Source organism: Rhizobium sp. NFR03, from assembly GCF_900111275.1.
In the GTDB taxonomy this organism is placed as follows: domain Bacteria; phylum Pseudomonadota; class Alphaproteobacteria; order Rhizobiales; family Rhizobiaceae; genus Ferranicluibacter.
Genome location: NZ_FOGR01000001.1, coordinates 164507 through 189379, shown reverse-complemented (window position 1 = coordinate 189379; position 24873 = coordinate 164507). Strand labels below are relative to the sequence as shown.

20 protein-coding genes are annotated in these 24873 nt (G+C 63.4%); 12 read left to right on the top strand and 8 right to left on the bottom strand.

Features of this window, described 5'->3' with window-relative positions; translation table 11 throughout:
• The first annotated feature begins 21 nt into the window (after positions 1–21).
• Entirely contained in the window at positions 22–867 is an 846-nt protein-coding gene (locus BSG19_RS00825; protein ID WP_092985445.1) for a LysR family transcriptional regulator, read from the top strand.
• A gap of 168 nt (positions 868–1035) precedes the next feature.
• The gene (locus BSG19_RS00820) at positions 1036–2415 is read left to right on the top strand and encodes a class II 3-deoxy-7-phosphoheptulonate synthase (protein WP_092983975.1); all 1380 of its coding nucleotides are present in this window, start codon (positions 1036–1038) and stop codon (positions 2413–2415) included.
• A gap of 194 nt (positions 2416–2609) precedes the next feature.
• On the opposite strand, the gene BSG19_RS00815 is transcribed toward BSG19_RS00820, so the two are convergent.
• Positions 2610–3155, bottom strand: a complete 546-nt coding sequence (locus BSG19_RS00815; RefSeq protein ID WP_092983973.1) for a DUF1003 domain-containing protein — start codon at positions 3153–3155, stop codon at positions 2610–2612.
• Between the two features lie 249 nt (positions 3156–3404).
• On the opposite strand from BSG19_RS00815, the gene BSG19_RS00810 reads away from it, so the two are divergent.
• Positions 3405–5303: a methyl-accepting chemotaxis protein gene (locus BSG19_RS00810; RefSeq protein WP_092983971.1), complete on the top strand. Its 1899-nt coding sequence runs from the start codon at positions 3405–3407 to the stop codon at positions 5301–5303.
• Positions 5304–5509: 206 nt separating this feature from the next.
• Here BSG19_RS00810 and BSG19_RS00805 read toward each other — a convergent pair whose 3' ends face one another.
• Complete coding sequence (locus BSG19_RS00805; RefSeq protein WP_092983969.1) at positions 5510–7441, bottom strand: LTA synthase family protein; 1932 nt, start codon at positions 7439–7441, stop codon at positions 5510–5512.
• Positions 7442–7583: 142 nt separating this feature from the next.
• Between BSG19_RS00805 and BSG19_RS00800 the strand changes: the two genes are divergently transcribed.
• Positions 7584–8408, top strand: coding sequence for a TolB family protein (locus BSG19_RS00800; protein WP_092983967.1), 825 nt, complete (start codon positions 7584–7586; stop codon positions 8406–8408).
• Positions 8409–8445: 37 nt separating this feature from the next.
• Here BSG19_RS00800 and BSG19_RS00795 read toward each other — a convergent pair whose 3' ends face one another.
• Together BSG19_RS00795 and BSG19_RS00790 are read right to left on the bottom strand one after the other, a co-directional pair.
• Complete coding sequence (locus BSG19_RS00795; RefSeq protein ID WP_092983965.1) at positions 8446–9681, bottom strand: DUF2865 domain-containing protein; 1236 nt, start codon at positions 9679–9681, stop codon at positions 8446–8448.
• Positions 9682–9846: 165 nt separating this feature from the next.
• A complete protein-coding gene (locus BSG19_RS00790) occupies positions 9847–12159 on the bottom strand; it encodes an NADP-dependent malic enzyme (protein WP_092983963.1) in 2313 nt (770 codons plus the stop codon).
• Between the two features lie 173 nt (positions 12160–12332).
• Here BSG19_RS00790 and BSG19_RS00785 point away from each other — a divergent pair, with 173 nt between their 5' ends.
• Positions 12333–13172, top strand: a complete 840-nt coding sequence (locus BSG19_RS00785) for a UDP-2,3-diacylglucosamine diphosphatase (RefSeq protein WP_092983961.1) — start codon at positions 12333–12335, stop codon at positions 13170–13172.
• A 118-nt stretch (positions 13173–13290) separates the two neighbouring features.
• The gene (locus BSG19_RS00780; RefSeq protein WP_092983959.1) at positions 13291–14514 is read left to right on the top strand and encodes an MFS transporter; all 1224 of its coding nucleotides are present in this window, start codon (positions 13291–13293) and stop codon (positions 14512–14514) included.
• Here the strand turns inward: BSG19_RS00780 and dgcA are convergent.
• Positions 14466–15446 carry an N-acetyl-D-Glu racemase DgcA gene (gene dgcA / locus BSG19_RS00775; RefSeq protein ID WP_092983957.1) on the bottom strand — a complete coding sequence of 327 codons (981 nt, stop codon included), beginning with the start codon at positions 15444–15446 and terminating at the stop codon, positions 14466–14468. The genes BSG19_RS00780 and dgcA overlap by 49 nt on opposite strands.
• Positions 15447–15735: 289 nt before the next feature.
• Between dgcA and BSG19_RS00770 the strand changes: the two genes are divergently transcribed.
• From BSG19_RS00770 to BSG19_RS00755, 4 genes are all read left to right on the top strand, one after another.
• Positions 15736–16794 (top strand): MlaE family ABC transporter permease, encoded by a 1059-nt coding sequence (locus tag BSG19_RS00770; protein WP_244529089.1) that lies wholly within the window; start codon positions 15736–15738, stop codon positions 16792–16794.
• Positions 16795–16835: 41 nt separating this feature from the next.
• Positions 16836–17717 carry an ABC transporter ATP-binding protein gene (locus BSG19_RS00765; protein WP_092985441.1) on the top strand — a complete coding sequence of 294 codons (882 nt, stop codon included), beginning with the start codon at positions 16836–16838 and terminating at the stop codon, positions 17715–17717.
• A gap of 63 nt (positions 17718–17780) precedes the next feature.
• A complete protein-coding gene (locus BSG19_RS00760) occupies positions 17781–19151 on the top strand; it encodes an MlaD family protein (protein WP_092983955.1) in 1371 nt (456 codons plus the stop codon).
• A gap of 253 nt (positions 19152–19404) precedes the next feature.
• Positions 19405–20016, top strand: coding sequence for an ABC-type transport auxiliary lipoprotein family protein (locus tag BSG19_RS00755; protein ID WP_092983953.1), 612 nt, complete (start codon positions 19405–19407; stop codon positions 20014–20016).
• 95 nt (positions 20017–20111) lie between these two features.
• On the opposite strand, the gene BSG19_RS00750 is transcribed toward BSG19_RS00755, so the two are convergent.
• A complete protein-coding gene (locus BSG19_RS00750) occupies positions 20112–20387 on the bottom strand; it encodes a BON domain-containing protein (RefSeq protein ID WP_092983951.1) in 276 nt (91 codons plus the stop codon).
• A 74-nt stretch (positions 20388–20461) separates the two neighbouring features.
• Positions 20462–21373, bottom strand: a complete 912-nt coding sequence (gene hemF / locus BSG19_RS00745) for an oxygen-dependent coproporphyrinogen oxidase (RefSeq protein ID WP_092983949.1) — start codon at positions 21371–21373, stop codon at positions 20462–20464.
• Positions 21374–21669: 296 nt separating this feature from the next.
• Here hemF and BSG19_RS00740 point away from each other — a divergent pair, with 296 nt between their 5' ends.
• Complete coding sequence (locus tag BSG19_RS00740; protein WP_092983947.1) at positions 21670–21930, top strand: hypothetical protein; 261 nt, start codon at positions 21670–21672, stop codon at positions 21928–21930.
• On the opposite strand, the gene BSG19_RS00735 is transcribed toward BSG19_RS00740, so the two are convergent.
• Positions 21927–22385, bottom strand: a complete 459-nt coding sequence (locus tag BSG19_RS00735; RefSeq protein ID WP_092983945.1) for a tRNA (cytidine(34)-2'-O)-methyltransferase — start codon at positions 22383–22385, stop codon at positions 21927–21929. The two genes, BSG19_RS00740 and BSG19_RS00735, sit on opposite strands and share 4 nt — an antisense overlap.
• A 449-nt stretch (positions 22386–22834) precedes the next feature.
• Between BSG19_RS00735 and BSG19_RS00730 the strand changes: the two genes are divergently transcribed.
• The gene (locus tag BSG19_RS00730) at positions 22835–24685 is read left to right on the top strand and encodes an ABC transporter ATP-binding protein (protein WP_092985439.1); all 1851 of its coding nucleotides are present in this window, start codon (positions 22835–22837) and stop codon (positions 24683–24685) included.
• Positions 24686–24873: the final 188 nt, after the last annotated feature.

The following is a 24873-nucleotide window of genomic DNA, read 5'->3' as shown; positions in this document are numbered from 1 at the left end:
CGCGTCATGGCGGGGCGAACGATGGATGAGACGGCTTGGGATGAACTGCAACTCTTCCTGCATGTCGCCATGGCGGGCGGCCTGAGCGCTGCGGCGGCACGCACGGGCCTCTCCGCGCCGACGATCGGGCGGCGGATTCTGGCGCTGGAAAAGTCGCTCGGCCGGTCGCTGTTCGAGCGCAGCCAGCAAGGCTATCGCCTTGCGCATGACGGCGAGATCCTGCTCGACCGTGTCCTCGCGATGCAGGCGGCAGCCGATGGTATTTCGGGATGGCGCTTCGCGTTTCCGATCGTGACGCTGGCTGGCCAAAGCTGGATGGCAGGGTTCATGGCCGATCATCTTGGCGATATCAGAGACGCCTTCGACCGCTTCCGGCTCTGCTGCCGGGGAACGACCGAGGAGCTTGCTTTTCGTGGCGTCGATGTGAGCCTGCTTCCCGAAGCACCCGCCGGCGGCAATGTCGCGGCGTTGCGCTCGGTCGGCATACGCTACGCCGTCTATACGTCCCGGAAAGCCACTGCGGAAGCGCGGGCGCGGTGGGTCTCGATGTCCACCGACGCGGCGCGACGGGCGCCCGAGCGCTGGGTCTTCGAGAACCAAGAGGCCGATATCCACACCTGGACGACGAGCTTCGATCTTCTTCACAGGCTGGTGCGCAGCGGAGCCGGGCGCAGCCTCATGCCGGTCTTCGTGGGGGACGCGGATCCGGAGCTGGAGCGGATCGGCGAACCGGTCGCAGCGCTCGATCATGCGATCTTCATCGTCAGCCACGACGACGAGCGGCATCGCCCGGAAGTGCGGCTGGTGATCGAGCGTCTGGCGGCGCTGCTCAAAGCCAAAGCAGGCCTGTTTCGGGGCAATCCGTGATATTTCCCGCCTAAGCGTCAGGCGCGCTGAACGGTGAGTAGCGGCGGCGCCGACGGGCTTTGCAAGCGGCATCTTAACGTCTATAAGCCCGCATCGAAGATGGCACCGGAGGAGGCACCGGTGCGACGAGGCCCGCCCGATAGAGCGGGACCGTGAAAGGCGATCGAGATGGCACAGAACTGGACACCGACCAGCTGGAGGCAGAAGCCCGTCAGCCAGGTTCCCGATTTTCCGGATGCAGCCGCACTGGCGGCGACCGAGGCGCAGCTTGCGACCTATCCGCCACTCGTTTTTGCCGGTGAGGCGCGCAACCTGAAGAAGGCGCTCGCCAACGTATCCGAAGGCCGGGGCTTCCTGCTGCAGGGCGGGGACTGCGCCGAGAGCTTCGCCGAACATGGCGCGGACACCATCCGCGACTTCTTCCGCGCTTTCCTCCAGATGGCCGTCGTGCTGACATTTGGCGCGCAGCAGCCGGTGGTCAAGGTCGGGCGTATCGCCGGACAGTTCGCCAAGCCCCGCTCGTCCAACATCGAGCGTCAGGGCGAGACCGAGCTTGCGAGCTATCGCGGCGACATCATCAACGGCATCGACTTCACGCCCGAGTCGCGCATTCCGAACCCGGAACGCCAGATCATGGCCTACCGCCAGTCGGCAGCGACGCTGAACCTGCTGCGCGCTTTCGCGATGGGTGGCTATGCCAACCTCGACAACGTGCACCAGTGGATGCTGGGCTTCGTGAAGGACAGCCCGCAGGCCGAGCGTTATCGCAAGCTCGCCGACCGGATCTCCGAAACGATGGACTTCATGAAGGCCATCGGCATCACGCCGGAGACGAACCCGTCGCTGCGCGAGACGGATTTCTTCACCAGCCACGAGGCACTGTTACTCGGCTACGAACAGGCGCTGACCCGCGTCGATTCGACCTCGGGCGACTGGTATGCGACGTCGGGCCATATGATCTGGATCGGCGACCGCACACGCCAGCCGGACCATGCCCATGTCGAATATTGCCGCGGCATCAAGAACCCGATCGGTCTGAAGTGCGGTCCGTCGATGACGGCCGACGGGCTGATCGAGCTGATCGATATCCTCAACCCTGCCAACGAGGCGGGCCGGTTGACGCTGATCTGCCGCTTCGGCCACGACAAGGTTGCCGAGCATCTGCCGCGCCTCATCCGCGCCGTGCAGCGCGAGGGCAAGAAGGTCGTGTGGTCCTGCGACCCGATGCACGGCAACACGATCACGCTCAACAGCTACAAGACGCGGCCGTTCGAGCGGATCCTGAGCGAAGTGGAAAGCTTCTTCCAGATCCATCGCGCCGAAGGCACGCATCCGGGCGGCATCCACATCGAGATGACCGGCAACGACGTGACGGAATGCACCGGCGGCGCTCGCGCACTCTCCGGCGCCGACCTCGGCGATCGCTATCACACGCATTGCGACCCGCGTCTCAACGCCGATCAGGCGCTCGAACTGGCCTTCCTGCTCGCCGAGCGGATGAAGGGCGGACGCGACGAGAAGCGGATGCTGGTCAACGGCTGGGCATAAGCTGCCGCAATCCTCTCCTTCGTGATCCTCGGGTTTGTCCCGGGCACCTGCAACCGATGGATTTGGTTGACGTCAGCGGATCCTCGGCACAAGGCCGAGGATGACGGCTTCGTCAAAAAGCTGTGTGTCAGCGGTGTGAGGCCGGAGAGCGATCTCCGGCTTTTTGCGTTGGAACGCCCGACCGGATGGCGCCTTCAGTTTCGCCTGTTCTCATAGGATTCCAGACGGTCGTGGAGACGGGCGATGTTGGCCTGGAGGATGGCGATTTCCTTGAGGAGGACATCATCGATCTTGTGGTGCAGGGAGATCAGCTCGATCTCGGATTTCAGGTTCACCTCATAGTCCTTCGATGCGTTCAGACGGTCCTTCGCGGCTTCCCGGTTCTGCGACATCATGATTATTGGGGTTTGAAGGGCGGCGACCATCGAGAGGACGAGATTGAGGAAGATGAAGGGGTAGGGGTCGAAGGCTTCGTTCGGCATGAGGATGACGGTGTTGATCAGCGCCCAGCCGGCGAGGAAGACGAGAAAGCTGACGATGAAGCCCCAGGAGCCTCCGACGCGGGCGATCTGGTCGGCAAGCCGGTCTCCGACGCTCTGGCTTGCGATGAAGCTTGCATTGACATCCTCCGACAGTGTCTGGCGCGCGCTGGCCCGTCCGAGCACATGGCGCTCCACAGCGCCCAGCGCTGCCGCCGGCTTGTTGAAAAGGCGGCGGGAGATATCTTCGATGGTCGACATGCTGGCTCCAAGCTTCTGACTACTTTAGCAAAATCGATACCTCTTCCTTTTCGGCGGAACTGTGTCGTTGGGCTTTCAGGACAAAAGTGGGGTTCTTCCGGAAGGTAAATTAAGTCTTGGTTATCCGTTTCCGCGCTAAAAATGAAACCGCGCGATGTGCCAAATCCCCCTCTGCGCCTTGTCGGACATCATGTCCTCTCCCTCCCTGGCTGTCCTTGCGCGGTGATGCGCTTCACCGGAGTTTTCCGCATGTCGTTTCAAAATCTTTCCATCCTGAAAAAGGTCGGACTGGTCGTCCTCGTCATGGGGCTGTCCTCCGCCGCCATTGCCACCGTGGGTATCCGCGGTATCAGCGCGCTGGAGGAGACGATGGTTTCCGTCGGCGCACGCGAGGAGGTGGCCCGCGAGGCGATGGATCTCCGGGTTGACGTCATCTCCATCAGCCGCATGACCTATCAGCTCGCCGCCGAGCCGGCCAAGGTTGCGGATTTCCGCACGGAGGCCGCGCGCCGCCAGAGCGAAATGCTGGCGCGACTGCCGAAAATCGAGGCCGCCTCCGACGAGACGCAGCGGACCCAGCTCAAGGCGGTGGAGAGCAAGCTCAACGCCTATTTCGCCACGATCGACGCGATGCTGGATGCCGCTGCCGCGCCCGGCGCCAACAGTGCGTCGATGGCGGCGCCGCTTGGCATGGCGCTCGATGCGCAGAAGGCGGTGACCGCCGCGGTCAAGGTTTACAGCACCTATTCCGGCGATGCGCTGGCAACGGCGCGGACCGAGGCCCTGCAAAGTTCGGCCATGACCATGTTTATCGAGATCGGCGCGGCCATTGCCGCCATCGCGCTTGGCGGCTTCGTCAGCCTGCTCGTGGCGCGCCGTGGTATCGTCGCACCGGTTCGCGAGATGACCGGCGTGATGCGCGAGCTTTCCGAGGGCCGGCTGGATGTCGGTACGATGGACACCGCCCGCCTTGACGAGATCGGCGAGATGGCGCGGGCGCTCGACGTCTTCCGCCGCAACGCCATCGCCATGCGGGATATGAAGGCGCAGGAGGCCGCTCTTCAGGCCAGCAGCAGCGATCTCCAGTCGAGCATCGCGTCCGTCGTCGCCGCGGCTGTTGCCGGTGACTTCACGGCGCGCATCGACCGTGATTACGGATCGCCGGACCTCAACCGCTTTGCGGCGAGCGTCAACGAACTCGTCGGCAGCGTGGACCAGGCCATTGCCGAGTTGCGCCGCGTCATCGAGGCGCTGTCGCGGGCTGACCTGACCCAGAGCATGAACGGCCGCTTCCAGGGCGCATTCGGCGAGTTGCAGGCCAATGTCAACGCGACGATGGTCACGCTACGCTCCACCATGGAAAGCGTGCGCGGCGCAGGCTCCACGATTTCGGAAAGCTCGGCGGAACTGAGCGGCGCGGCGAACGATCTGTCTAAGCGCACCGAGCAACAGGCTGCGGCGCTGGAGGAAACAGCGGCCGCGCTCGACGAGATCACGGCGACCGTTCGCACGGCCTCGACACGCGCCCATGAGGCGCAGGAAATGGTACGCGAGACAAAGGCGAGCGCCGAGCGCTCGGGCGCCATCGTGCGCAGCGCCGTCGCTGCGATGGGACGGATCGAGGACTCGTCCAGCCGCATCAGCCAGATTATCGGCGTGATCGACGAGATCGCCTTCCAGACCAACCTTCTCGCGCTCAATGCCGGCGTGGAAGCGGCACGCGCCGGGGAGGCCGGTCGGGGTTTTGCTGTCGTTGCACAGGAAGTCCGGGAGCTTGCCCAGCGCTCGGCCAATGCCGCCAAGGAGATCAAGACGCTGATCAGTGCCTCGGCTTCGGAAGTGGAGGGCGGCGTGACGCTGGTGCGCTCCACCGGCACCGCGCTGCTCGAGATCGAAACCCTGGTCAATCAGGTCAACAACCATGTGGAAAGCATCGCCACGGCTTCGCGAGAGCAGGCAACGGCGCTGGGAGAGATCAATACTTCGGTCAACCACATGGACCAGATGACGCAGAAGAACGCTGCCATGGTGGAAGAGACGACGGCCGCCAGCGAGACGCTGGCCGACCAGAGCCGTCAGTTGCAACAGCTTCTGGCGCGTTTCCGCCTGGAAGAGGGTTACCAACCGGCCGCGCGCCGCGCAGCTTAAGGTCTGCGAAGATCAGCGACGAGGCGCGGACGATGTCCGCGCCTCAGACGGATGGGAGCATTCTGCAGCTCTCCGTCGTCATGCTCGGGCTTGTCCCGAGTATCTGCAACGGATTGGTTCTTTCGAGGTCGGCAGATCCTTGGCACAAGGCCAAGGATGACGTTGCACAAGACGGGCCGCAGACCCGCACCCGCCACCTCCGCCGATCACATCGCCGGCTGCGGAAACAGCTCTGCATGGGTCTCGAAGAAGCGGTCTGTGCCGTAGCGTTTGCCGAACATCATGTCGTGCTGGAGAAAGCGGTAGTCGCGCAGGACCGGGGCGATCTTCTTGTTGCGGGACCAGGCTTCGGTGTCCTTGCCCGCGGCGTCGATGAGCATGTAGCGGTCGACGACGTGGTAGCGGTTGAAGACGTCGCCTAGAAAGGCGGTGTAGTAGGGATGCTCGAAGCCGCCGGTCTTCAGGATCTGGTAGGAGAGGAAAGCAGGGCTGATCGTTCCGACGTCCTTCACAGGTCCGGTCTTGTTCGACCAGATGACCAGCGGCGTTTCATGGCTTGCCGCCATCTGCTCGACGGTCCCTTTGCGGGACGCCGTGACGTCGGGCATGTAGCCGGTGGAGGTGTAGACCGTGTTGAGCGGCGGCAGGTGGTCGCCGAAGAGCACGATGATCGTTTCGCGATCACGCTCCTTCGCCCAGTCCATCAGCATCTTCAGGCTGTCGTCGGCTTCCTTCACGCCCTGCGCATAGGTTTCGAGCACCTGACGGTCGTTCTCCGGCAGGTCGCCTTCGACCTTGATGGTGTTGTGAGCGTAGCGGTTGGCCTCGTAAGGGCCGTGGCCCTGCAGCGTTACCGTGAAGAAGAAGAAGGGATCGCGCAACTCGTCGGCCTGCCGCATGATCTCCTTTGTCAGGGACTCGTCGGAGGTGAAGATGCCGCGCTTTTCCATCGGCGGCAGGTTTTCCTCCGAACGAAACTGCTCGAAGCCGAAGGACTTGTAGACGGCGCTACGGTTCCAGAACCAGCCCTGGAACGGGTGAACGGCGCGCGCGACATAGCCTTCGCCGCGGAAGAAGGTGGCAAGCGACGGGATCGGGTTGCGGATGTACTGCTGGTAGGGAATGCTGCCATAGGGCAGGAACGCGTTCGAGAAGCCGGTCAGCGCCTCGAACTCGACATTGGCGGTCATGCCGCCGAACTCCGGAGAGAACACGTCGCCGGACTGCATTTCGCGAATCGTCGGCATGGGGTCCGGTGTCAGCGTTACGTTCGGCAGTCGGGTCGGGTCCCAGAAGGATTCGCTCATGAGGACGATCACATCGGGCTTGCCGCGATGCGACGTGCCGGCGGGAACAGGCTCTGTCGGGATCGCGTCGATCGCGTTCTGCATGTAGCCCGGAGGTGCTGCGACGTTCGCCATCGGCAGGTTCAGGACGAAAGCGAGCGTGAAGCCGTTGTGGCGATAGTTCTCGGTCTGGTCCCACATGATGGGAATGATCTGGAGACGATCGCGCACCCAGGAAAACTGGTTGTAGTCCATCAGATGGTAGAAGCCGCCAAGGAGCGGCAGGGCGAACGCAAGCCGGGCCATGCGCTGGCGGCGGGTCAGCCGGGGAAACCGGCGCCAGGCATGGCGGATGAGCCAGGTGAGGCCTGCAAGCGAGAGGACGAGGCCGATGGCGATGCCGATCGCGGTTCCCGGACGGTCGCGCACGAGAACGGGCATCAGCTCCATGATCTGGCGGCCGAAGAGGAAGTCGGTGGGATAAAGCGGATCGGACAGGAAGATCTGCTTCTGGCGCGTGATGAGGGCCGGCACCAGTGCCAGCGGCGCGATCAGGACGAGGCCATATTCCGCTCGCCCGACGATCGCATCGATGGCGAGGAACAGCAGGAAGAAGACGAAAGCCGTGACGAATGCGGGGCGCGCGGGATCGAGGAAAAAGGCATAGGCTTCGGCTGCCGAATTGCGGGCGATCCACTCCACGATGAAGATCAGGGATACGGCAAGCAGGAAAGAGACGACGACGCTGCGGATATTGGACAGGATTTTCGACGGGCGTGCGCCTTGCGCCGCTGTCGGTCCATAGACGTCCGCGGAGGGTCTTACGTTCACGGCAGACTGAAAACTCGCCATGGCCGGCTCCCTTCACAAATTCTTCGCATGACTGTCATACCGGTGTCATGTTGAACAGGGGATGAATGTGCTTTCCCACGCACAACGCCTGTGATTTCATGGTTTTCGGCGGGGTGTTGCATTCCCGCGCGGAGGAAACGGTATGCGGAGTTCGGTCGAAATCTTCACCGTGGACACGGGGCAGACGCAGGTGGTCTGGCAAACGGACCGGCTGGTCGAAGCACCCAATTTCGCGCCCGACGGTGACGGCCTGATCCTCAACGGAGACGGCCGGCTCTGGCGTTTAGGCCTCGATGGAGGAGAGCCTGAAGCGATCGACACGGGTTTTGCCGTCCGCGTGAACAACGACCATGGCCCTTCGCCGGACGGGCGGCTGCTTGCGATCAGCGACAAGACCGAGTTCGGGAAAACGGCGATCTACACATTGCCGCTCGGTGGCGGCACACCGAAGCTTCTGACGCCGGACCTGCCGTCTTACTGGCACGGCTGGTCGCCGGACGGCGCGCGCCTGACCTATTGCGGAATCCGCGACCAGGTGTTCGACATCTATACGAATGCGGTTGATGGCGGCGACGAAGTGCGGCTGACGCAGGGCGAGGGGCGCAATGATGGACCGGATTATTCGGCCGACGGGCGCTGGATCTACTTCAATTCCAGCCGGTCGGGTCGCATGCAGATCTGGCGCGTGCCGGCGGAAGGCGGACCGGCTGAGCGGATCACGGACAGCCCCTATGGCGACTGGTTTCCGCATCCTTCGCCGGATGGGCGCAGCGTTCTCGTCATTTCCTATGACGGCGATGTGATCGATCATCCGCGTGACCTGACGGTGCGGTTGCGGATGATGGACCCGGATGGCGGCAATGCGCGGGAATTGTTCGAACTGTTTGGCGGTCAGGGAACGATGAACGTGCCGAACTGGTCTGCGGACGGGAAGCGCTTCGCCTTCGTGCGATACGCGCCGGCTTGATCGGCGCGTCTGAGGCCACCGTCAATCGACGCGCGTCTCAGTTCGTCTGCTGTTGCTGGTATCCGGGACCTGCGGGATGGCGGAGGTCGATGGATGATTCTTCCGCTGGCAGGAAGGAGGGGCCGACCTGACGGACGCGATGGGCCTTGGGATCGTAGGGTCGCTCGTTGACCGATGGCGCCGGCGTTTCGATAGGCGCGGTGGACGGCAGGAGCGCCTTCGGAGCGGTCGGTTCGGACGGCGCCGGTTCCGTCGTTATCGTCACCACCGCCTTGTCGGAGGGCGTGCTCATGCGGGGCGCAGGTGCGTCACCCGGCAGTGTCGAGAAGCCGGACCCGGGGTTCCTGGCTGCCGACTGCGACGGGATGCGGCAGCCGCACTGGCTGCGGCTGGCGGGGCTTCCGTTCTTGTAGGCGAAGGCCGTCGGCAGATCGGTATAGGGCGCGCCGGTGCTGGCCGAGATCATGTCCTGCGTCTCGCCGGCCAGCGGATGGTAATAGAGTTCGGTTGTCGCTCCCGGGCAGCGGGCACTGCACGTCTGCGCATCCCGCTCGAAATCGTCCGGCGTGGCATTGGCGGAAATCGGGAAGAACGAGCCGTCGCAGGTGCGGACGCACATGGTCCGCAGCGGGCCGTCCTGCGTCAGCAGATGGAGGTTGGGCGTGGAGAGGTCCGAGATCGGCGGCTCGGACGTGGGCAGGTCTGATATCGGCGCATCCGATGAGCCGCGCAGGTTCGTCTCCTCGCTGCCAATCGGCGGAAGGTCGGCGATGATGTTGCGAAAGCGGCGGGGTTCGGACGTATCGGGGCCCGAGACCGAAGCGCTGACGAGATCGCTGTCGATCGCCTCGCATCGGTTGGCCTGAAGAGCCACCAGCACGCGGCGGCGCGCGGCGTCATCTTCCGAGCCCGCAATTTCCTCGGTGCGGCGGGCCTTCAGCTCCGCGAGATCGTCGCTGATCGCGGCGATCCTGTTGTCGAGATCGGCGCAGGCCTCTTCATTGTCGCCGTTGATGACGGTGACGCTGTCCGTGCTGCAGCCGAGCGCACGTTGCTGGCTGCGCGCGCTGCGAAGCTCGAGATTCTGCCGCGTGATGGCGCCTGTGAAATTGCGCTGGCGGGTATCGTCATATCCGCGGGCGCCACCTCTGTTCTCGATGTCGCTGGACATCGTTTCGGGCAGGTCGGCGAGGCGCGCAAAGAGCCTGTCGCAAAGCGGCGAGGCTTCGGCGCCTGCGGACAGGCACAGGAGCGGCGCAAGCAATGCGGCCATGGACACTCTGCGGATACTCAAACGTCGCCTGCCTCGGTGGGAATGTCCGGTCCCCGCTGGAACCGATAAAGTCCGCACTCTCAAGGCGCGGACAAGACCAGATCATAGCGGCTTTGCCGTTAGCTGCAACGCGCCGCGCGATCACATTCGCGCGGCCATGAAGGTTCAGACCGGGTGTGACGCTTCTACCACGGCCAGCGCCGCCATATTCACGACGCCGCGCGAGGTAACCGAAGGCGACAGGATATGGGCGGGCAGGGCGGCGCCGAGCAGAATCGGCCCGACATGCAGGCCGTCGATCATGCTTTTCACCACGCCGAAGGTGATGTTGGCGGCGTCGAGATTGGGGAAAACCAAGAGATTGGCGTCTTCGTGCAGCGTCGTCGAGGGCATGACGCGCTTTCGCAGAACCTGGGAGATCGCCGATTCGCCGTGCATCTCGCCATCCGCTTCCAGATCGGGCGCCAGTTCGCGCACGAACTCCATCGCCCGCCGCATCTTGCTGGCGCTTTCCGATTCGCGGGAGCCGAAATTCGAATGCGAGACGAGGGCCGCGCGCGGCGTGATGCCGAAGCGCTTGATCTCTTCCGCCGCCATGATGGTCTTCTGCGCGATCTCTTCCGACGTCGGGTTGAAGGTGACGAAGGTGTCGGTGAAGAACGTGGCGCCGTGCTGGGATATCAGCAGGCTCATCGCCGAGAAGTCCAGCGCACCCGGCCGTTTGCCGATGATCTGCGAGATATCGCGCAGGTGGCGGCTGTAGCGACCTTCAAGACCGCAGATCAGGGCATCGGCTTCACCGCGCTTCAGTGCCAGAGCGCCGATGACGGTGTAGTTGGTGCGCACGATGGTGCGGGCGGCTTCCGGGATGACGCCGAGGCGACCGACCAGCGAGAAATACTGATCGACATAATCCTTGAAGCGACGGTCGCTTTCCGGATTGATGACCTCGAAGTCGGTTTCCGGGCGGATGCGCAGGCCGAAGCGCTTGAGGCGCGATTCGATGATCTGCGGACGGCCGATGAGAATCGGCAGCGCGGTGCCTTCCTCGAGCAGCACCTGAGCGGCGCGCAGCACGCGCTCGTCCTCGCCTTCCGAGAAGATGACCCGCTTCTTCTCCGCCGCTTTCGCCAGCGTGAAGATCGGCTTCATGATGAAGCCGGAGCGGAACACGAAGCGGTTCAGCTGGTCGAGATAGGCGTCGAAATCCGTGATCGGCCGGGTGGCGACGCCGGTATCGGCCGCAGCCTTCGCCACGGCCGGGGCGATGCGCAGGATCAGCCGCTGGTCGAAGGGCGAGGGGATGAGGTAGTCCGGGCCGAAGATCGGCGTTTCCTCGGAATAGGCGCGGGCAGCGACGTCCGACGGCTCCTCGCGGGCGAGCCCGGCGATGGCGCGCACGGCGGCCATCTTCATTTCCTCGTTGATCGTCCGCGCGCCGCAATCGAGCGCGCCGCGGAAGATGTAGGGGAAGCAGAGGACGTTGTTGACCTGATTGGGGAAGTCCGAGCGTCCGGTGCAGATCATCGCATCCGGCCTTGCCGCACGGGCTAGGTTCGGCATGATTTCCGGATTGGGGTTGGCGAGCGCCATGATGAGCGGGCGCTCCGCCATCTGCACGAGCAGTTCCGGTTTCAGCACGCCAGCGGCCGACAGGCCGAGGAACACGTCGGCATTGGCGATCGAATCGGCAAGGACGCGGTTGTCGCTCTTCTGGGCGTAGACCGACTTCCACTCGTCCATCAGCACCTCGCGGCCTTCGTAGACGAGGCCTTCGAGATCGTGGACCCAGATGTTCTCGCGTTTCGCGCCGAGTTCGACCAGCAGATTGAGGCAGGCAAGCGCTGCCGCGCCGGCGCCCGAGGTGACGATCTTGGCCTTCGCGATATCCTTGCCAGCCAGTTCGAGGCCGTTGAGGATGGCGGCCGCAACGATGATGGCGGTGCCGTGCTGGTCGTCGTGGAAGACGGGAATGTCCATCTTCGCGCGCAGCTGACGCTCGACCTCGAAACATTCCGGGGCCTTGATGTCCTCGAGATTGATGCCGCCGAAGGTGGGCTCGAGCGCCGAGACGACATCGACCATCCGCGAAATTTCAGGTGCGTCGATCTCGATGTCGAAGACGTCGATGCCCGCGAACTTCTTGAAGAGGACCGCCTTGCCCTCCATCACGGGCTTCGACGCGAGCGGGCCGATATTGCCAAGGCCGAGGACAGCCGAGCCGTTTGAAACGACGGCGACGAGATTGGCGCGCGCCGTATATTCGGCGGCCATCGAAGGATCGTCGCGGATGGCGAGGCATGGTGCGGCGACGCCCGGGGAATAAGCGAGCGCGAGGTCGCGCTGGTTGCCCAGAGGTTTCGTCGCCTGGATCTCCAGCTTGCCGGGACGCGGATACCGGTGGAAGAACAATGCCTGTTCGTCAAGGTCGCCGCCGGCCGGTGTCTTCGGTGTCTTGGTGTCTTCGCCGCTGCTCATCGCATCAGTACCCTCTTTTTCAACGTGGCCCTTCTGGCATGATTTCGGCGATGCGTACAGTTCGCAAGGCATGGTTTCGGGAATGCATCTGACAGCTGCGGGCCTGCATTGTCATGCTCCTGAAACAGGAGTCTGCTTTCAGGGTGGCAGGCGCTGAAGCCCGGAGACGACAGATGGACCAGAGAGTGAGCGAGCCAACCATCCGGCATTTCCGGACCCTGTTCATTTCCGATGTGCATCTGGGCTCCAAGGCGGCAAAGACCGATTACCTGCTGGACTTCCTGCGACTGCACGATGCCGATACGATCATTCTCGTCGGCGACATCGTCGACGGGTGGCGGCTGAAGCGGTCCTGGTACTGGCCGCAGTCCTGCAACGACGTGGTGCAGAAACTGCTGCGCAAAGCCCGCAAGGGCACGCGGATCATTTATATTCCGGGCAATCACGACGAATTCCTGCGCGCCTTTCCCGGCATGCATTTCGGCGGCATCGAAGTGGCCTCGCGTCACATCCACGAAAGTGCCGACGGGTTGCGCTACCTCGTGCTGCATGGCGACGAGTTCGACGTGGTCGTGCGCAATGCCCGGCTGCTGGCCTATCTCGGCGACTGGGCCTACGATATGGCGATCGTCATCAATATCGGCCTTGCCGCCGTGCGCCGACGGCTCGGCATGCCCTACTGGTCGTTTTCGGCCTGGGCGAAGCAGCAGGTCAAGCACGCCGTCAACTTCATTGGCGAGTTCCAGACGGTGGTTGCCGCGGAGGCCCGCAAGGCCGAAGCCGATGGTGTCGTCTGCGGGCATATCCATCATGCCGTCATCGAGGATATCGACGGCATTCGCTACATGAACTCCGGCGACTGGGTGGAAAGCTGCACGGCGATCGCCGAGCACACGGACGGTCGCATGGAACTGATCACCTGGAACGTGATTGCCGGCGCGCCGCAGGTCGCCGAGGACAGCAGCGAGGCGGAAGCTCTGGTCGGATCGTTTCTGGCACGACAGGCCGCCTGAGCCGGGTCGCTTCGGAAAGAGCCGGTGACGGTAATCTCCCCGTTTCCGGGAGGGGTTCGGACTGGCGCGGCCTACCCGAGACATGATAACCGGCTGGATCGACATCAGGTCATCCCGAATGGATTCTCCCTCCTCGTCACGGCTCGCCGAGCCGGCGCCGCCTTCGCGATTCGTGGCGCGGATAGCGTTGCTCTTCAGCGCGCCATTGTTCATCAACGGGTTTGCTCTGCCCTTCTTTCCGGTCTGGCTGGCCTCTCTGTCTTTCGATGCCGCGCAGATTTCCGTGATCCTTGCCGTGCCCATGTTCGTGCGGGTGTTCTCGGCGCCGGTGGCGGGCATGATCGCGGATGCGCTGGGCGAGCGGACGCGGCTGCTTTTCTGGTCGGCAGGCCTGTCGCTGCTGACCGCGCTCGGTCTTTTCGTCTCCCACGCATTCTGGGCGGTGCTCGTCATCTACACGCTGCAAGGCGTGGTGTACTCGCCGTATGTGCCGATCGTCGAGGCGGTGGCGCTGACGGGCGTGCGGCGTTGGGGTTTCGATTATGCTCGCATGCGGCTCTGGGGCTCCATCGCCTTCATCTGCGCGACGATGATCGGCGGTGCGCTGATCGGGCGTTTCGGTGCCGTGATGGTGCTGCCGGCGATGACGGTGGGCTTCGTGGCCATGGTCGTCGTCACCTTCCTTGCGCCGCGCGTCGGGGCGCCACGGCGGCCATCGACGCTGACGACGCTCGCCGATGCGCCGCCGAAGGCGCTGCGCGCGCCTGACATCCAGATGATGCTGATGGGCGTCGGGCTCGTCAACGGCAGTCACGGCATGCTGTTTGCATTTTCGGCGCTCTACTGGACGAGCATCGGTTTTTCAGGGACCGAAGTGGGGCTTCTCTGGAGCGGCGGCGTCGCGGCGGAGATTGCGATGTTCGTCGCCGCGAAGGTCATCCTCGTGCGGGTAAGCCTTTGGGCGATGATCTTCTCCGGCGCGGGGCTCGCCATTCTGCGGTGGCTCGTCTTCCCGCTCGATCTCGGCTTCTGGGGCTATTTTGCGTTGCAGTGCTCCCATGCCTTCACCTACGCGATCATGCATACGGGGCTACAGACCATGCTGGTGCGCCGCGTGGCCGAGCGGCAGGAAACGGCGGCGCAGGGAATGTACTTTTTCTATACCGGCACCTTTACGGCGCTTTGCACCTTCGTCTCCGGCATCTTCTACGGCTGGTTCGGCGTGCACGGGTTCCTGTCCATGGCGGTCGCGGCCTTCATCGGTTTTGCGCTTCTCATCGCCGCCTGGACGCTTCAGCCCCAGAGCGCCGGCTCCAGCGGCATCAGCAGCGAACCTTCGTAGCGAAGGCCCGGCTCCCGGTCGCGGGACAGGAGCAGCGGTCCATCGAGATCGACGAAGGCAGCGCCCTGTGCGACGAGCGCTGCGGGCGCCATCGCGAGCGAAGTACCCACCATGCAGCCGACCATGACGTCGAGACCGAGGGCAAGGGCCCGGTCGCGCATGTCGAAGGCGTGGGTGAGGCCGCCGGTCTTGTCGAGCTTGATGTTGACGGCGTCGTACCGGCCGGCGAGGTGATCGAGATCCGCAATGGTGTGGACGCTCTCGTCCGCGCAGACGGGAACCGGCCGTGGCACACGGGCGAGAATGTCGTCATGGCCCGCCGGCAGGGGTTGTTCGATGAGGGCGATGCCCGCTTCCTCGCAAACGGCGAAGTGGGCCGCCAGGTTGGCGTCCGTCCAGCCTTCGTTCGCATCGAGGATGATGATCGATTCGGGCGCGGACCTGCGGACGGCGCGGATGCGGGCGGTGTCGTCCGCGGTGCCGACCTTGACCTTGAGGACCGGGCGGAAGGCGGCTTCCGCCGAGCGCGCGGCCATCGTCCCGACGTCGGCAAGCGAGATCGTGTAGGCGGTGACGAGAGGCTGCGGAAGAGAAAGGCCCGCGAGTTGCCAGGCGGGCAGGGCGCTCTTTTTGGCTTCGAGATCCCACATCGCGCAATCCACTGCATTACGGGCAGCACCCGGTGGCATGACGCGAGCGAGTTCCACCCGTCCGATGCCCCGCTCGATCACGTGGCGGCAGGCTTCGACGGCCTCGATGACGCTCTCTATCGTCTCGCCATAGCGGGCATAGGGCACGCATTCGCCGATGCCGCTCGTCCTGCCTTCCGACAAGCGGCAGGTGACGACGGAGGCCGCTGTCTTGGAGCCGCGCGAAATGGTAAATTGTCCGGCGATGGGAAAATGCTCGACGGTGATCTCAAGCGTGGTCATCTGCGTATAGCCTTTCCGAAACGATGCACATGAGGGAACGTGGCATCGACATCACGGTCGTCAACGGCCTGTCGTCACGATTGTCTCCGGTATCTTTTCCGTCGGTGACATCGTTAACGCCAGTCGCTATGAGTGTTGGCTGATCGCTACCGATGCAACCTTGGCCCAGAGAATTTAGAACCGCGTGACCAAAACCCTCGTCAAGACTGAAGCGACCGTCGAGCGCGACGATTCCGGCGAGAAGGGGGACACGGTCTATCGTTTCGGCGGTAACTGGCGTGCCTCCGGCCTGCCCTCCGTCGTCAAGCGCCTGGATGAAATGGCCAAGCCCGCCGGCGGGCCGCAGGGCTCGCAGGTGCGCTTCGACCTTTCCGACATCACGGCGATGGACACGGCGGGCGCCTGGATCATACGCCGCTTCATGACGAAGCTCGGCGGTGACGAGGCCGTGACGCTGGACGGCGGCAACGCCGGCTATCTCGAACTCGTCAAGGCGCTGCCGGCCGAACTTCGCGAACCCAAGGCCGACGATGGTTCGGCGCGCACGCTCGCCGACCGCGCCTTCCAGCCGATCGGCAAGGCCGTCGTTTCCATGTGGGACGACACGGTGGCCGCGATGTACATCGTCGGCTCAGCCGTTCGTGGCGCGCAGCTGAAGGTCGGTCGTCACAGCGGGCTCTCTCCGGCCGCCATTGTCAACCAGATCGACCGCATGGGCGTGCAGGCCGTGCCGATCGTCGCCCTGATGTCGTTCCTGATCGGCGCGATCATCGCGCAGCAAGGCGCCTTCCAGCTGCGTTATTTCGGCGCCGAGCTCTTTGTGGTCGATCTCGTCGGCATTCTGCAGCTGCGTGAAATCGGCGTGCTCCTGACCGCCATCATGATCGCGGGCCGCTCCGGCAGCGCGATCACGGCCGAGGTCGGGTCGATGAAGATGCGCGAGGAGATCGATGCGCTCAAGGTGATGGGCCTGAGCCCCATCGGCATTCTCGTCTTCCCGCGTCTCGTCGCGCTGACGATCGCTTTGCCGCTGCTGACGATCATCGCCAATTTCGCGGCGCTTTCGGGTGCTGCCCTGGTGGTCAACATCTATTCCGGCATTACGCTCGACACGTTCCTTGCGCGCCTGCAGGAAGCGGTCGATTTTTCCTCCGTACTCGCCGGCATGATCAAGGCGCCGTTCATGGCGCTGATCATCGGCATCGTGGCCTCCGTCGAGGGCATGAAGGTCGGCGGCAGTGCCGAATCGCTCGGCAAGCATGTGACGCAATCGGTGGTGAAGTCGATCTTCGTGGTCATCCTCATCGACGCCCTATTCGCCATTTTCTACTCGGCGATCAATTTCTGATGGAGGCGACACCGATGCAGACCGCCGATGACGTACGAGATATGACGCCCGAGATAGCGAAGGGCGAGGGCAATCGGGAGGTCATCCTGTCGGTCAAGGACCTGACGGTCGCCTTCGGCTCGAACGTGGTGCTGGATGCGCTGAACCTCGATATCTACCGGGGCGAGATCCTCGGTTTCGTCGGTCCGTCCGGCACGGGCAAGTCGGTGCTGATGCGCACCGTCCTGCGGCTGCTGCCGCGCCGCTCCGGCAAGATCGAGATTCTGGGCGCCGAGTATGATGCGGTGAGCGACGAGGAGCGCGTGGAACTCGACACGCGGCTCGGCGTGCTCTTCCAGCATGGCGCTCTGTTCTCCTCGCTGACGGTGAAGGAGAATATCCAGGTTCCGATGCGGGAATATCTCGATCTTTCGCAGGATATCATGGACGATCTGGCGCGGTTGAAGATCGAGCTCGTGGGCCTTGCGCCGGAAGCGGCAGACAAGTTTCCCTCGGAGCTTTCCGGCGGCATGATCAAGCGCGCGGCGCTGGCACGGGCGCTGGCGCTCGATCCAGACCTCGTCTTCCTCGACGAGCCGACATCGGGCCTCGACCCTATCGGCGCTGCCGAGTTCGATGAATTGATCGCGCGGTTGCGGGACACTCTCGGGCTCACCGTGTATATGGTGACTCACGACCTCGACAGCCTGTTCTCCGTCTGCGATCGCATCGCCGTTCTCGGAAACAAGAAGGTCATGGTGCAGGGAACGATCGAGGACATGCTCGCGTCCGACGACGACTGGGTTCAGTCCTACTTCCGCGGCAAGCGGGCGCGCTCGATCGTGCGGGACGAGAGTCAGGATCTGCGTCATCACGATCCGAATACGCCCCGGCGCGACGAAAACGGCCGACAGGGCAACCAGCAGAGCGGGCGCGCAAGCTGACCGGCTCTACGCGTTTCATACAGTTCCAATAAGGCCCGTGGGGCCACAGGGTAGACGCCAAAGATGGAAACCAAAGCCAACTACACGATCGTCGGGTTCTTCACCATCGCCGTGATCGTCGCCGCCTTCGGGTTCGTCTACTGGATGTCCCAGTTCGGACGCGGCGGCGAGATGGTCGAACTCGTCGTGAGCATTCCGGGCTCCGCAAACGGCCTGAGCGTCGGTTCGCCGGTGCGCTTCAACGGTATCCCCGTCGGCAGCGTCCGCAGTCTGGCAATCAATGCCAACGACCCGCGCTACTCCGTCGCGGTCACCGAAGTCTCCGCCGATGCGCCTGTGCTGACCTCGACCAAGGCGACGCTGGAAGTACAGGGCCTGACGGGCGCTGCCTATATCGAGCTCAGCGGCGGCAACAAGGGCGAGCCGAGCATTCTGCGCAAGGCGCTGGATGAAGGCACCTCGGCCCAGATTCAGGCCGATCAGTCGAGCGTGACAAGCCTTCTGGCAACCGCCGACAAGATCATGGATCGCGCCAACGACGCCATCGGCGATATTCAGGGCTTCGTATCCGACGTGCGCGGACCGCTGACCGGCACGATCACCAATGCCGAACGCTTCTCCAAGTCGCTTGCCGACAACTCGGAAGGCATCGACCAGTTTCTCGAAAGCGTGAGCGCGCTCTCGACCTCCATCAACAGCGCGGCGGAAAAGCTCGATTCAACCCTGACATCCGCCGATGCGCTGGTGAAGTCGGTCAACCCGCAGGACGTGAACCGCATCGTCTCCAACGTGGCCCGCATGAGCGACGAGCTGTCGGCAGCCTCTGCCGGCGTGTCCGATACGATCGCGACGATCCGCAAGACGGCGGAAACCTACGAGCGTTTCGGCGCCAACGCGACCACGACGCTCGCCAAGGTCGATTCGCTTCTCGGGGCCGTCGATTCGCAGAAGGTCGGCAATGTCATCAACGACGCCACGGTTGCCAGTGCCGACGCCCGCCGCGCGATCTCGACCTTCGCATCGCTCGCCGACAGCGTGCGCGAGCGTCAGCCGGAGATCGACCAGACGATTACCGACGTGACGCAGATGGCCAACAAGCTGAACGCGGCGTCCAGCCGTGTGGATGGCATTCTCGTGAAGCTCGACGGTTTTCTGGGTGATGCGGACGCGCCCGGCATCTCGCAGGATGCGCGCCAGACGCTGGCCTCGTTTCGCAACGTCGCCGACAACATCAACGCCCAGATCGGCCCGATCGCTAACAATCTGAAGCGCTTCACGAGCTCCGGCCTGCGCGATATCGAGGCGCTGGTCGACGATACGCGGCGCACCGTGCAGTCCCTCGACAACACGATCTCGACCTTCGACAAGAACCCGCAACGGCTTCTCTTCGGTGGCGATACCGTTAAGCAGTATGACGGACGCACCCGCCGCTGAGGCCTTTTAAAAGGTCGCAGGCGATTCGTGCGATTGGGTGGTTCCGGCCGAGGTTTGCGGCCGGTGCCACGCTCGCAAGCGGTGCTCTTTCCTTCCGGAACGGTGTCTCACCGGGATGATAGGACGAGAAGCGTGACATGGCTGCACAGGTTGTCGCTTTTCCGCACTGCACGTGATGCGACGGGGGCGTTTCGCCCTTGTCTTGTTCAAGTCGCCGCTTAGATTGCTCCCCATCAATAAGGGTCATGGCTGAATGTTTCCGGACGTCAACGGTACTGGTAAATCGCGTTTCCTCCGGGCTCTGGCTCTTCTTCTCGTGGTAGCACCGGTTGGCGCCTGCGCGAGCAAGCCGGACAACGACACCTACAGCCTGTCTTCCGTCCCGTCCGTCGAGGGACCGGCGGCGACAGCCAAGCAGATCCTCGTGCCCGAACCGACGGCGCTGAAGGCGCTGGACAGCGACCAGATCGTCATCCGGTTGTCGGGCTCCGAACTGCAATATCTCGCGAAATCACAGTGGGGCGACCGCCTTCCGCGGATGGTGCAGTCGAAGCTGGTTCAGGCTTTCGAAAACAGCGGCAAGGTCGGTGGCGTCGGCAAGCCGGGCGAGGGACTGGCCATCGACTTCCAGGTCGTGACCGAGATCCGTTCCTTCGAGGTGGATACAACAGGCTCACGCACCGCAGTGGTCGAGATCTTCGCGAAGATCGTCAACGACCGCAACGGCACCGTTCGTGCCCAGAAGGCGTTCCGCGCCACCGTCCCGGTCTCCGGCACCGGCGCACCGGCCTATATCAAGGGCCTCGACGGAGCTGCCGCGCGTGTGGTGGCGGATATTGTCCGCTGGACGCTGACGGCGATCTGAGACAGCCGGATGATCAGAAGCACCCTCCGCCATCGGCGTGGAGGGCTCATGTCTCTCACATGCATCTTCCATCTTCCGGCTGAACAGTTCCGGCGTTACGTCCGCATGGCGGGGATCGTGAGCTGGTTGACGACCTCGTTGACGCCTTCGACGGATTTCGCAGCTTCGATTGCACGGTCGGCTTCGTCCGGTGAACCGATGAAGCCTGAGAGAACGACTGTATTGCCGCGGGAGACCACACTCACGTCGCTGGCCTCGATATCGCGCATGGCAGCAAGCGTATCGGCTACGCGCGCTTCGAGATCCGCAGGCTGATCCGCTGCGACATCGCCAGGGTCCGTGCCGAAGAACGTCCGTTCCTTGAAGACCATTGCCGTCTCTCCTCTTGTTCGTGCTTTTTGACTGACGAACAACGTCGATGAGGGCGTTTGGTTGCGATTCTCTGTCAGGGGTAGCGGACGACCGGGGGAAGTGAGGACAGGATCGAGTCGACATTCCCGCCGGTCTTCAGTCCGAAGATGGTTCCACGGTCGTAGAGCAGATTGAATTCGACATACCGCCCGCGCCGGACGAGCTGCTCGTCGCGGTCTTCTTCCGTCCAGGGCGTGTTGAAGTTTGCGCGCACGATCTTCGGGTAGAGCATGGCGAAGGCGCGCCCGATGTCCTGCGTAAAGGCGAAATCGGCTTCCCAGCCGCCCTGTTCGTCAGCGGAGTGCAGCCAGTCGTAAAAGATGCCGCCTGTGCCACGCGGCTCGTTCCGGTGCTTCAGGAAGAAATACTCGTCGCACCATGCCTTGTAGCGGGCATGATCTGCGACGGCGTGGCGACCACAGGCGATTTCCAGGCCCTTGTGGAAAAGAACCGTATCCGGATCGGTCATGACGCGGCGCCGGTCGAGCACGGGCGTAAGGTCTGCCCCGCCGCCGAACCACTGGCTGGTGGTGACGACCATGCGCGTGTTCATATGCACGGCGGGCACGTTGGGGTTCACGGGATGGGCGATCAGCGAGATGCCGGACGCCCAGAACCGGGGGTCCTCGGTCGCTCCGGGAATCTGCGCACGAAACTCCGGCGAGAACTCGCCATAGACCGTGGAGGTGTGCACGCCGACCTTTTCAAAGACGCGACCGGCCATCATCGACATGACGCCGCCACCGCCTTCGCCATTGTCGCGCTGCCAGGCTTTTTGCTCGAAACGTCCCGGAGGCTCGTCGGCGAGCGGACCCGTGAGATCATTCTCGATGGTCTCCAGGGACGCGCAGATCGTATCACGCAGGCTCTCGAACCATGCGCGGGCGCGCAGCTTCTTGTCCTCGATATCCTCGGACAGGCCGGGTGGCAGGTCGGGTCGTTCCATCGCGGCAGTCCTTGGTGCATGGGGTGGGTGCATGGGGGTGGATGCATGGGGGTGGATGCATGGGTATGGTGCGTGGTGTTGAACCATTCCTAGACCATTTCCGTGACGAGCGGAATTATCGAGCGGGTCTATCCTGTTGTTTTACCGGTTTCCCACGGGCTTTGCGCAGGTCCTGCGGCCCGTCTGCGCGGGTGCGGTCTGCGCAGGAGCGCGTGCGTGATTCGACTCGCAAAAGGCAAGCGTGGTGCTTATCTTGTCTTCAGACCTTAGCTCTCCTGATGACGAAAGGGCGTGGAATGGCAAGACCTCCGGCACCTCCATCGCTCGATGGGCTGAAGCGGCAGATCGCGCGGCATCGCGAGCGGCGCGCCGAGACGGGTGGCAGTCTCTTCGTCCGCGAGACGTTTCTGCTCGACCGTCCGGCCGCCCGCCGCAAGGCGCAGGAATGGTTCGAGCATTTTCCAAAAGCCGCCTACTGGACCGAGGTCGAGAGCTGGCGTCAGCTCGAAGGCGACAGGATCGAGTTCACCATGCGCCGGCTGCCGACGGCTGATTAGGCGTCGGCGGACGTCTGGCGCAAGGCTTCTCCCGCGATCATCGCAACCGACATGGCAAGGTTCAGCGAGCGCTGGCCTTCCACCATGGGAATGATGATCCGCGCGTCCGACGCCGCGTGAACTGTGTCCGGCACGCCGGCACTTTCGCGGCCGAAGAGCAACGTATCCCCGGAGGCAAAGGAAAAGCGCGTATAGGGCAGGGCCGCTTTGGTGCTCGCCAGCACGAGCCGACGGCCTTCCCGCTGGCGCGCTTCCTCGAAGGATAGCCAGTTGACGTGACGCGCCAGCGTGACGGAGGCGATATAGTCGAGGCCGGCCCGCTTCAGGTTCCTGTCCGACAGATCGAAGCCGGCGGGCTCGATGATATCGACGCCAAGACCCAGGCAGGCGGCGAGGCGCAGGATGGTGCCGGTATTGCCGGCGATATCGGGCTGGTAGAGGGCGATGCGCAGCATGCCTGCCGGTTAATTCATCCGTGCCGAATTGGCAACAGCGGCGACCGGTCTTCGAGCCCGGCGAAAAAACGCCCGGCGCGATCTGGTATGTGAAGGAAAATTTCGTTAAGAGGTTGCCAGCGCCCACACGAACATTACGGAGGATTGCATGGATATCTCAGTGACCGTCAACCTCCCGGTGATCTGGCTCCGACCTGCTCGGATCGCATTTCACCGCTGACCGGTTCGCGCCGCTTCTCCTTTTCCAGGATTTCCTAGCGCCGCTCGCCAAGGTCGATCGTGCCTTTCCCGGCACCGATTCACCGTGAACGCCGCCTCACGGCCGTCGCAGCTCCGTTATCCCGAATGCGGAACCCTCCGCCTTCCCAAAACTCTCTTTCTCGCCGCGATCCCAAGGCCTTGCCACTTTCCGGGGTCGCTCCAGAATCTCCTATCTCGAGAGCATGATCATGTTCGGCTGGTTTGAATCCCGCCTTGAAGCCTATCCGCAAGAGGAGCCGACGGCTCCGCCGACGGGCCTGTTTGCATTCTGCTGGCACTATTCCAAGCCGGCGGCACCCTGGTTGTTCATCATGGCGTTCTGCGCGATGCTGATCGCCATCGGCGAAGTTGCGCTGTTCCAGTTCCTTGGCAGTCTCGTGGACTGGCTGGCGGCTGCGGACCGCGCGACATTCCTCCAGACGGAGGGAACGCGGTTGATGATCATGGGGGCGATTATCCTCGTCGGCCTGCCGGGGATCGTTGCGCTGAACTCGATGGTCATGCACCAGATCCTGCTGGGCAACTACCCGATGATCGCACGGTGGCAGATGCACCGCTATCTGTTGCGGCAGAGCATGACGTTCTTTGCCAACGAGTTTGCCGGACGCGTCGCCACCAAGGTCATGCAGACCTCGCTTGCCGTCCGCGAAACGGTGATGAAGATCCTCGACGTCTTCGTCTATGTCGTCAGCTACTTCGTCTCGATGCTCGTTGTCGTGGCCGCCGCAGACTGGCGGCTGCTCGCGCCGCTCGTCGTCTGGATGGCCTGCTATATCGGCATCGTCGCCTATTTCGTGCCGCGTCTTCGCAAGATCTCGAAGGAGCAGGCGGATACGCGCTCGATGATGACAGGGCGGATCGTCGACAGCTACACCAATATCGCGACGGTCAAGCTGTTTTCGCATGCGGGTCGGGAAGAGGTCTATGCCAGGGACAGCATGGACGCGTTTCTCGGCACCGTGCACAAGCAGATGCGTAAGGTCACGCTGTTCCACGTGCTGGTCTACACCAACAACTGCATCGCGCTGTTTGCCATCGCGTCGCTGGGCATTCACCTGTGGATGACGAGCGATGTCTCGATCGGCTCCATCGCGATTGCCGTCTCGCTCGCCATGCGGATCAACGGCATGTCGCAGTGGGTGATGTGGGAGGTGTCGGCGCTGTTTGAAAATATCGGCACCGTTTACGATGGCATGTCGATGATGACGAAGGCACATGACATCATTGATGTGCCCAATGCCAAGGTGCTCGACGCCTCGCGCGGCGGGATCGTCTTCGACGCCATCGGCTTCGACTACGGCAAGCACAAGCAGGTCATCGACCGGCTGTCGCTGTCGATCGCACCGGGCGAAAAGGTCGGTCTCGTCGGCCGTTCGGGTGCGGGCAAGACGACGCTGATGAACGTGCTCCTGCGGTTCTACGACCTGAAGTCGGGGCGCATCCTCATCGACGGGCAGGACATCGCCACGGTGACGCAGGACAGCCTGCGCCGGCAGATCGGCGTCGTCACGCAGGATACCTCGCTGCTCCACCGCTCCATTCGCGACAACATCGCCTATGGACGGCCGGAGGCGAGCGACGAGGAGATCATCGCGGCGGCCAAGCGCGCCAATGCCTGGGACTTCATCGCGATCCTCGAGGACAACCAGGGCCGCAAGGGGCTCGACGCTCAGGTCGGCGAACGCGGCGTGAAGCTTTCCGGCGGTCAGCGGCAGCGGATCGCGATCGCGCGCGTCTTCCTGAAGGACGCGCCGATCCTGATCCTCGACGAGGCGACTTCGGCGCTGGACTCGGAGGTCGAGCAGGCGATCCAGGAGAACCTGTTCGCGCTGATGTCCGGCAAGACCGTCATCGCCATCGCCCACCGGCTCTCGACGCTGACGGAGATGGACCGGCTGGTCATCCTCGAACAGGGGGAGATCATCCAGACCGGGACGCATGCCGAACTGGTGTCGGAGAAAGGCCTCTATGCCGACCTGTGGTCCCGTCAGTCCGGCGGGTTCCTGCAGGAGGATGTGAAGGACGAGGCTGCGGAGTAGCCGATCGGGTTTTGGCTTGTTGTGCTTCTTGCCGGGACTTGGTGGGTTTGACTGCCCCTCACCCTAGCCCTCTCCCCGCGCGCGGGGAGAGGGGACGTGGTTGCGGAGTGAGGCGGGCATACCGGGTCTCTTCTCCCCGCATGCGGGGAGAAGATGCCGGCAGGCAGATGAGGGGCTGATGGGGGCAA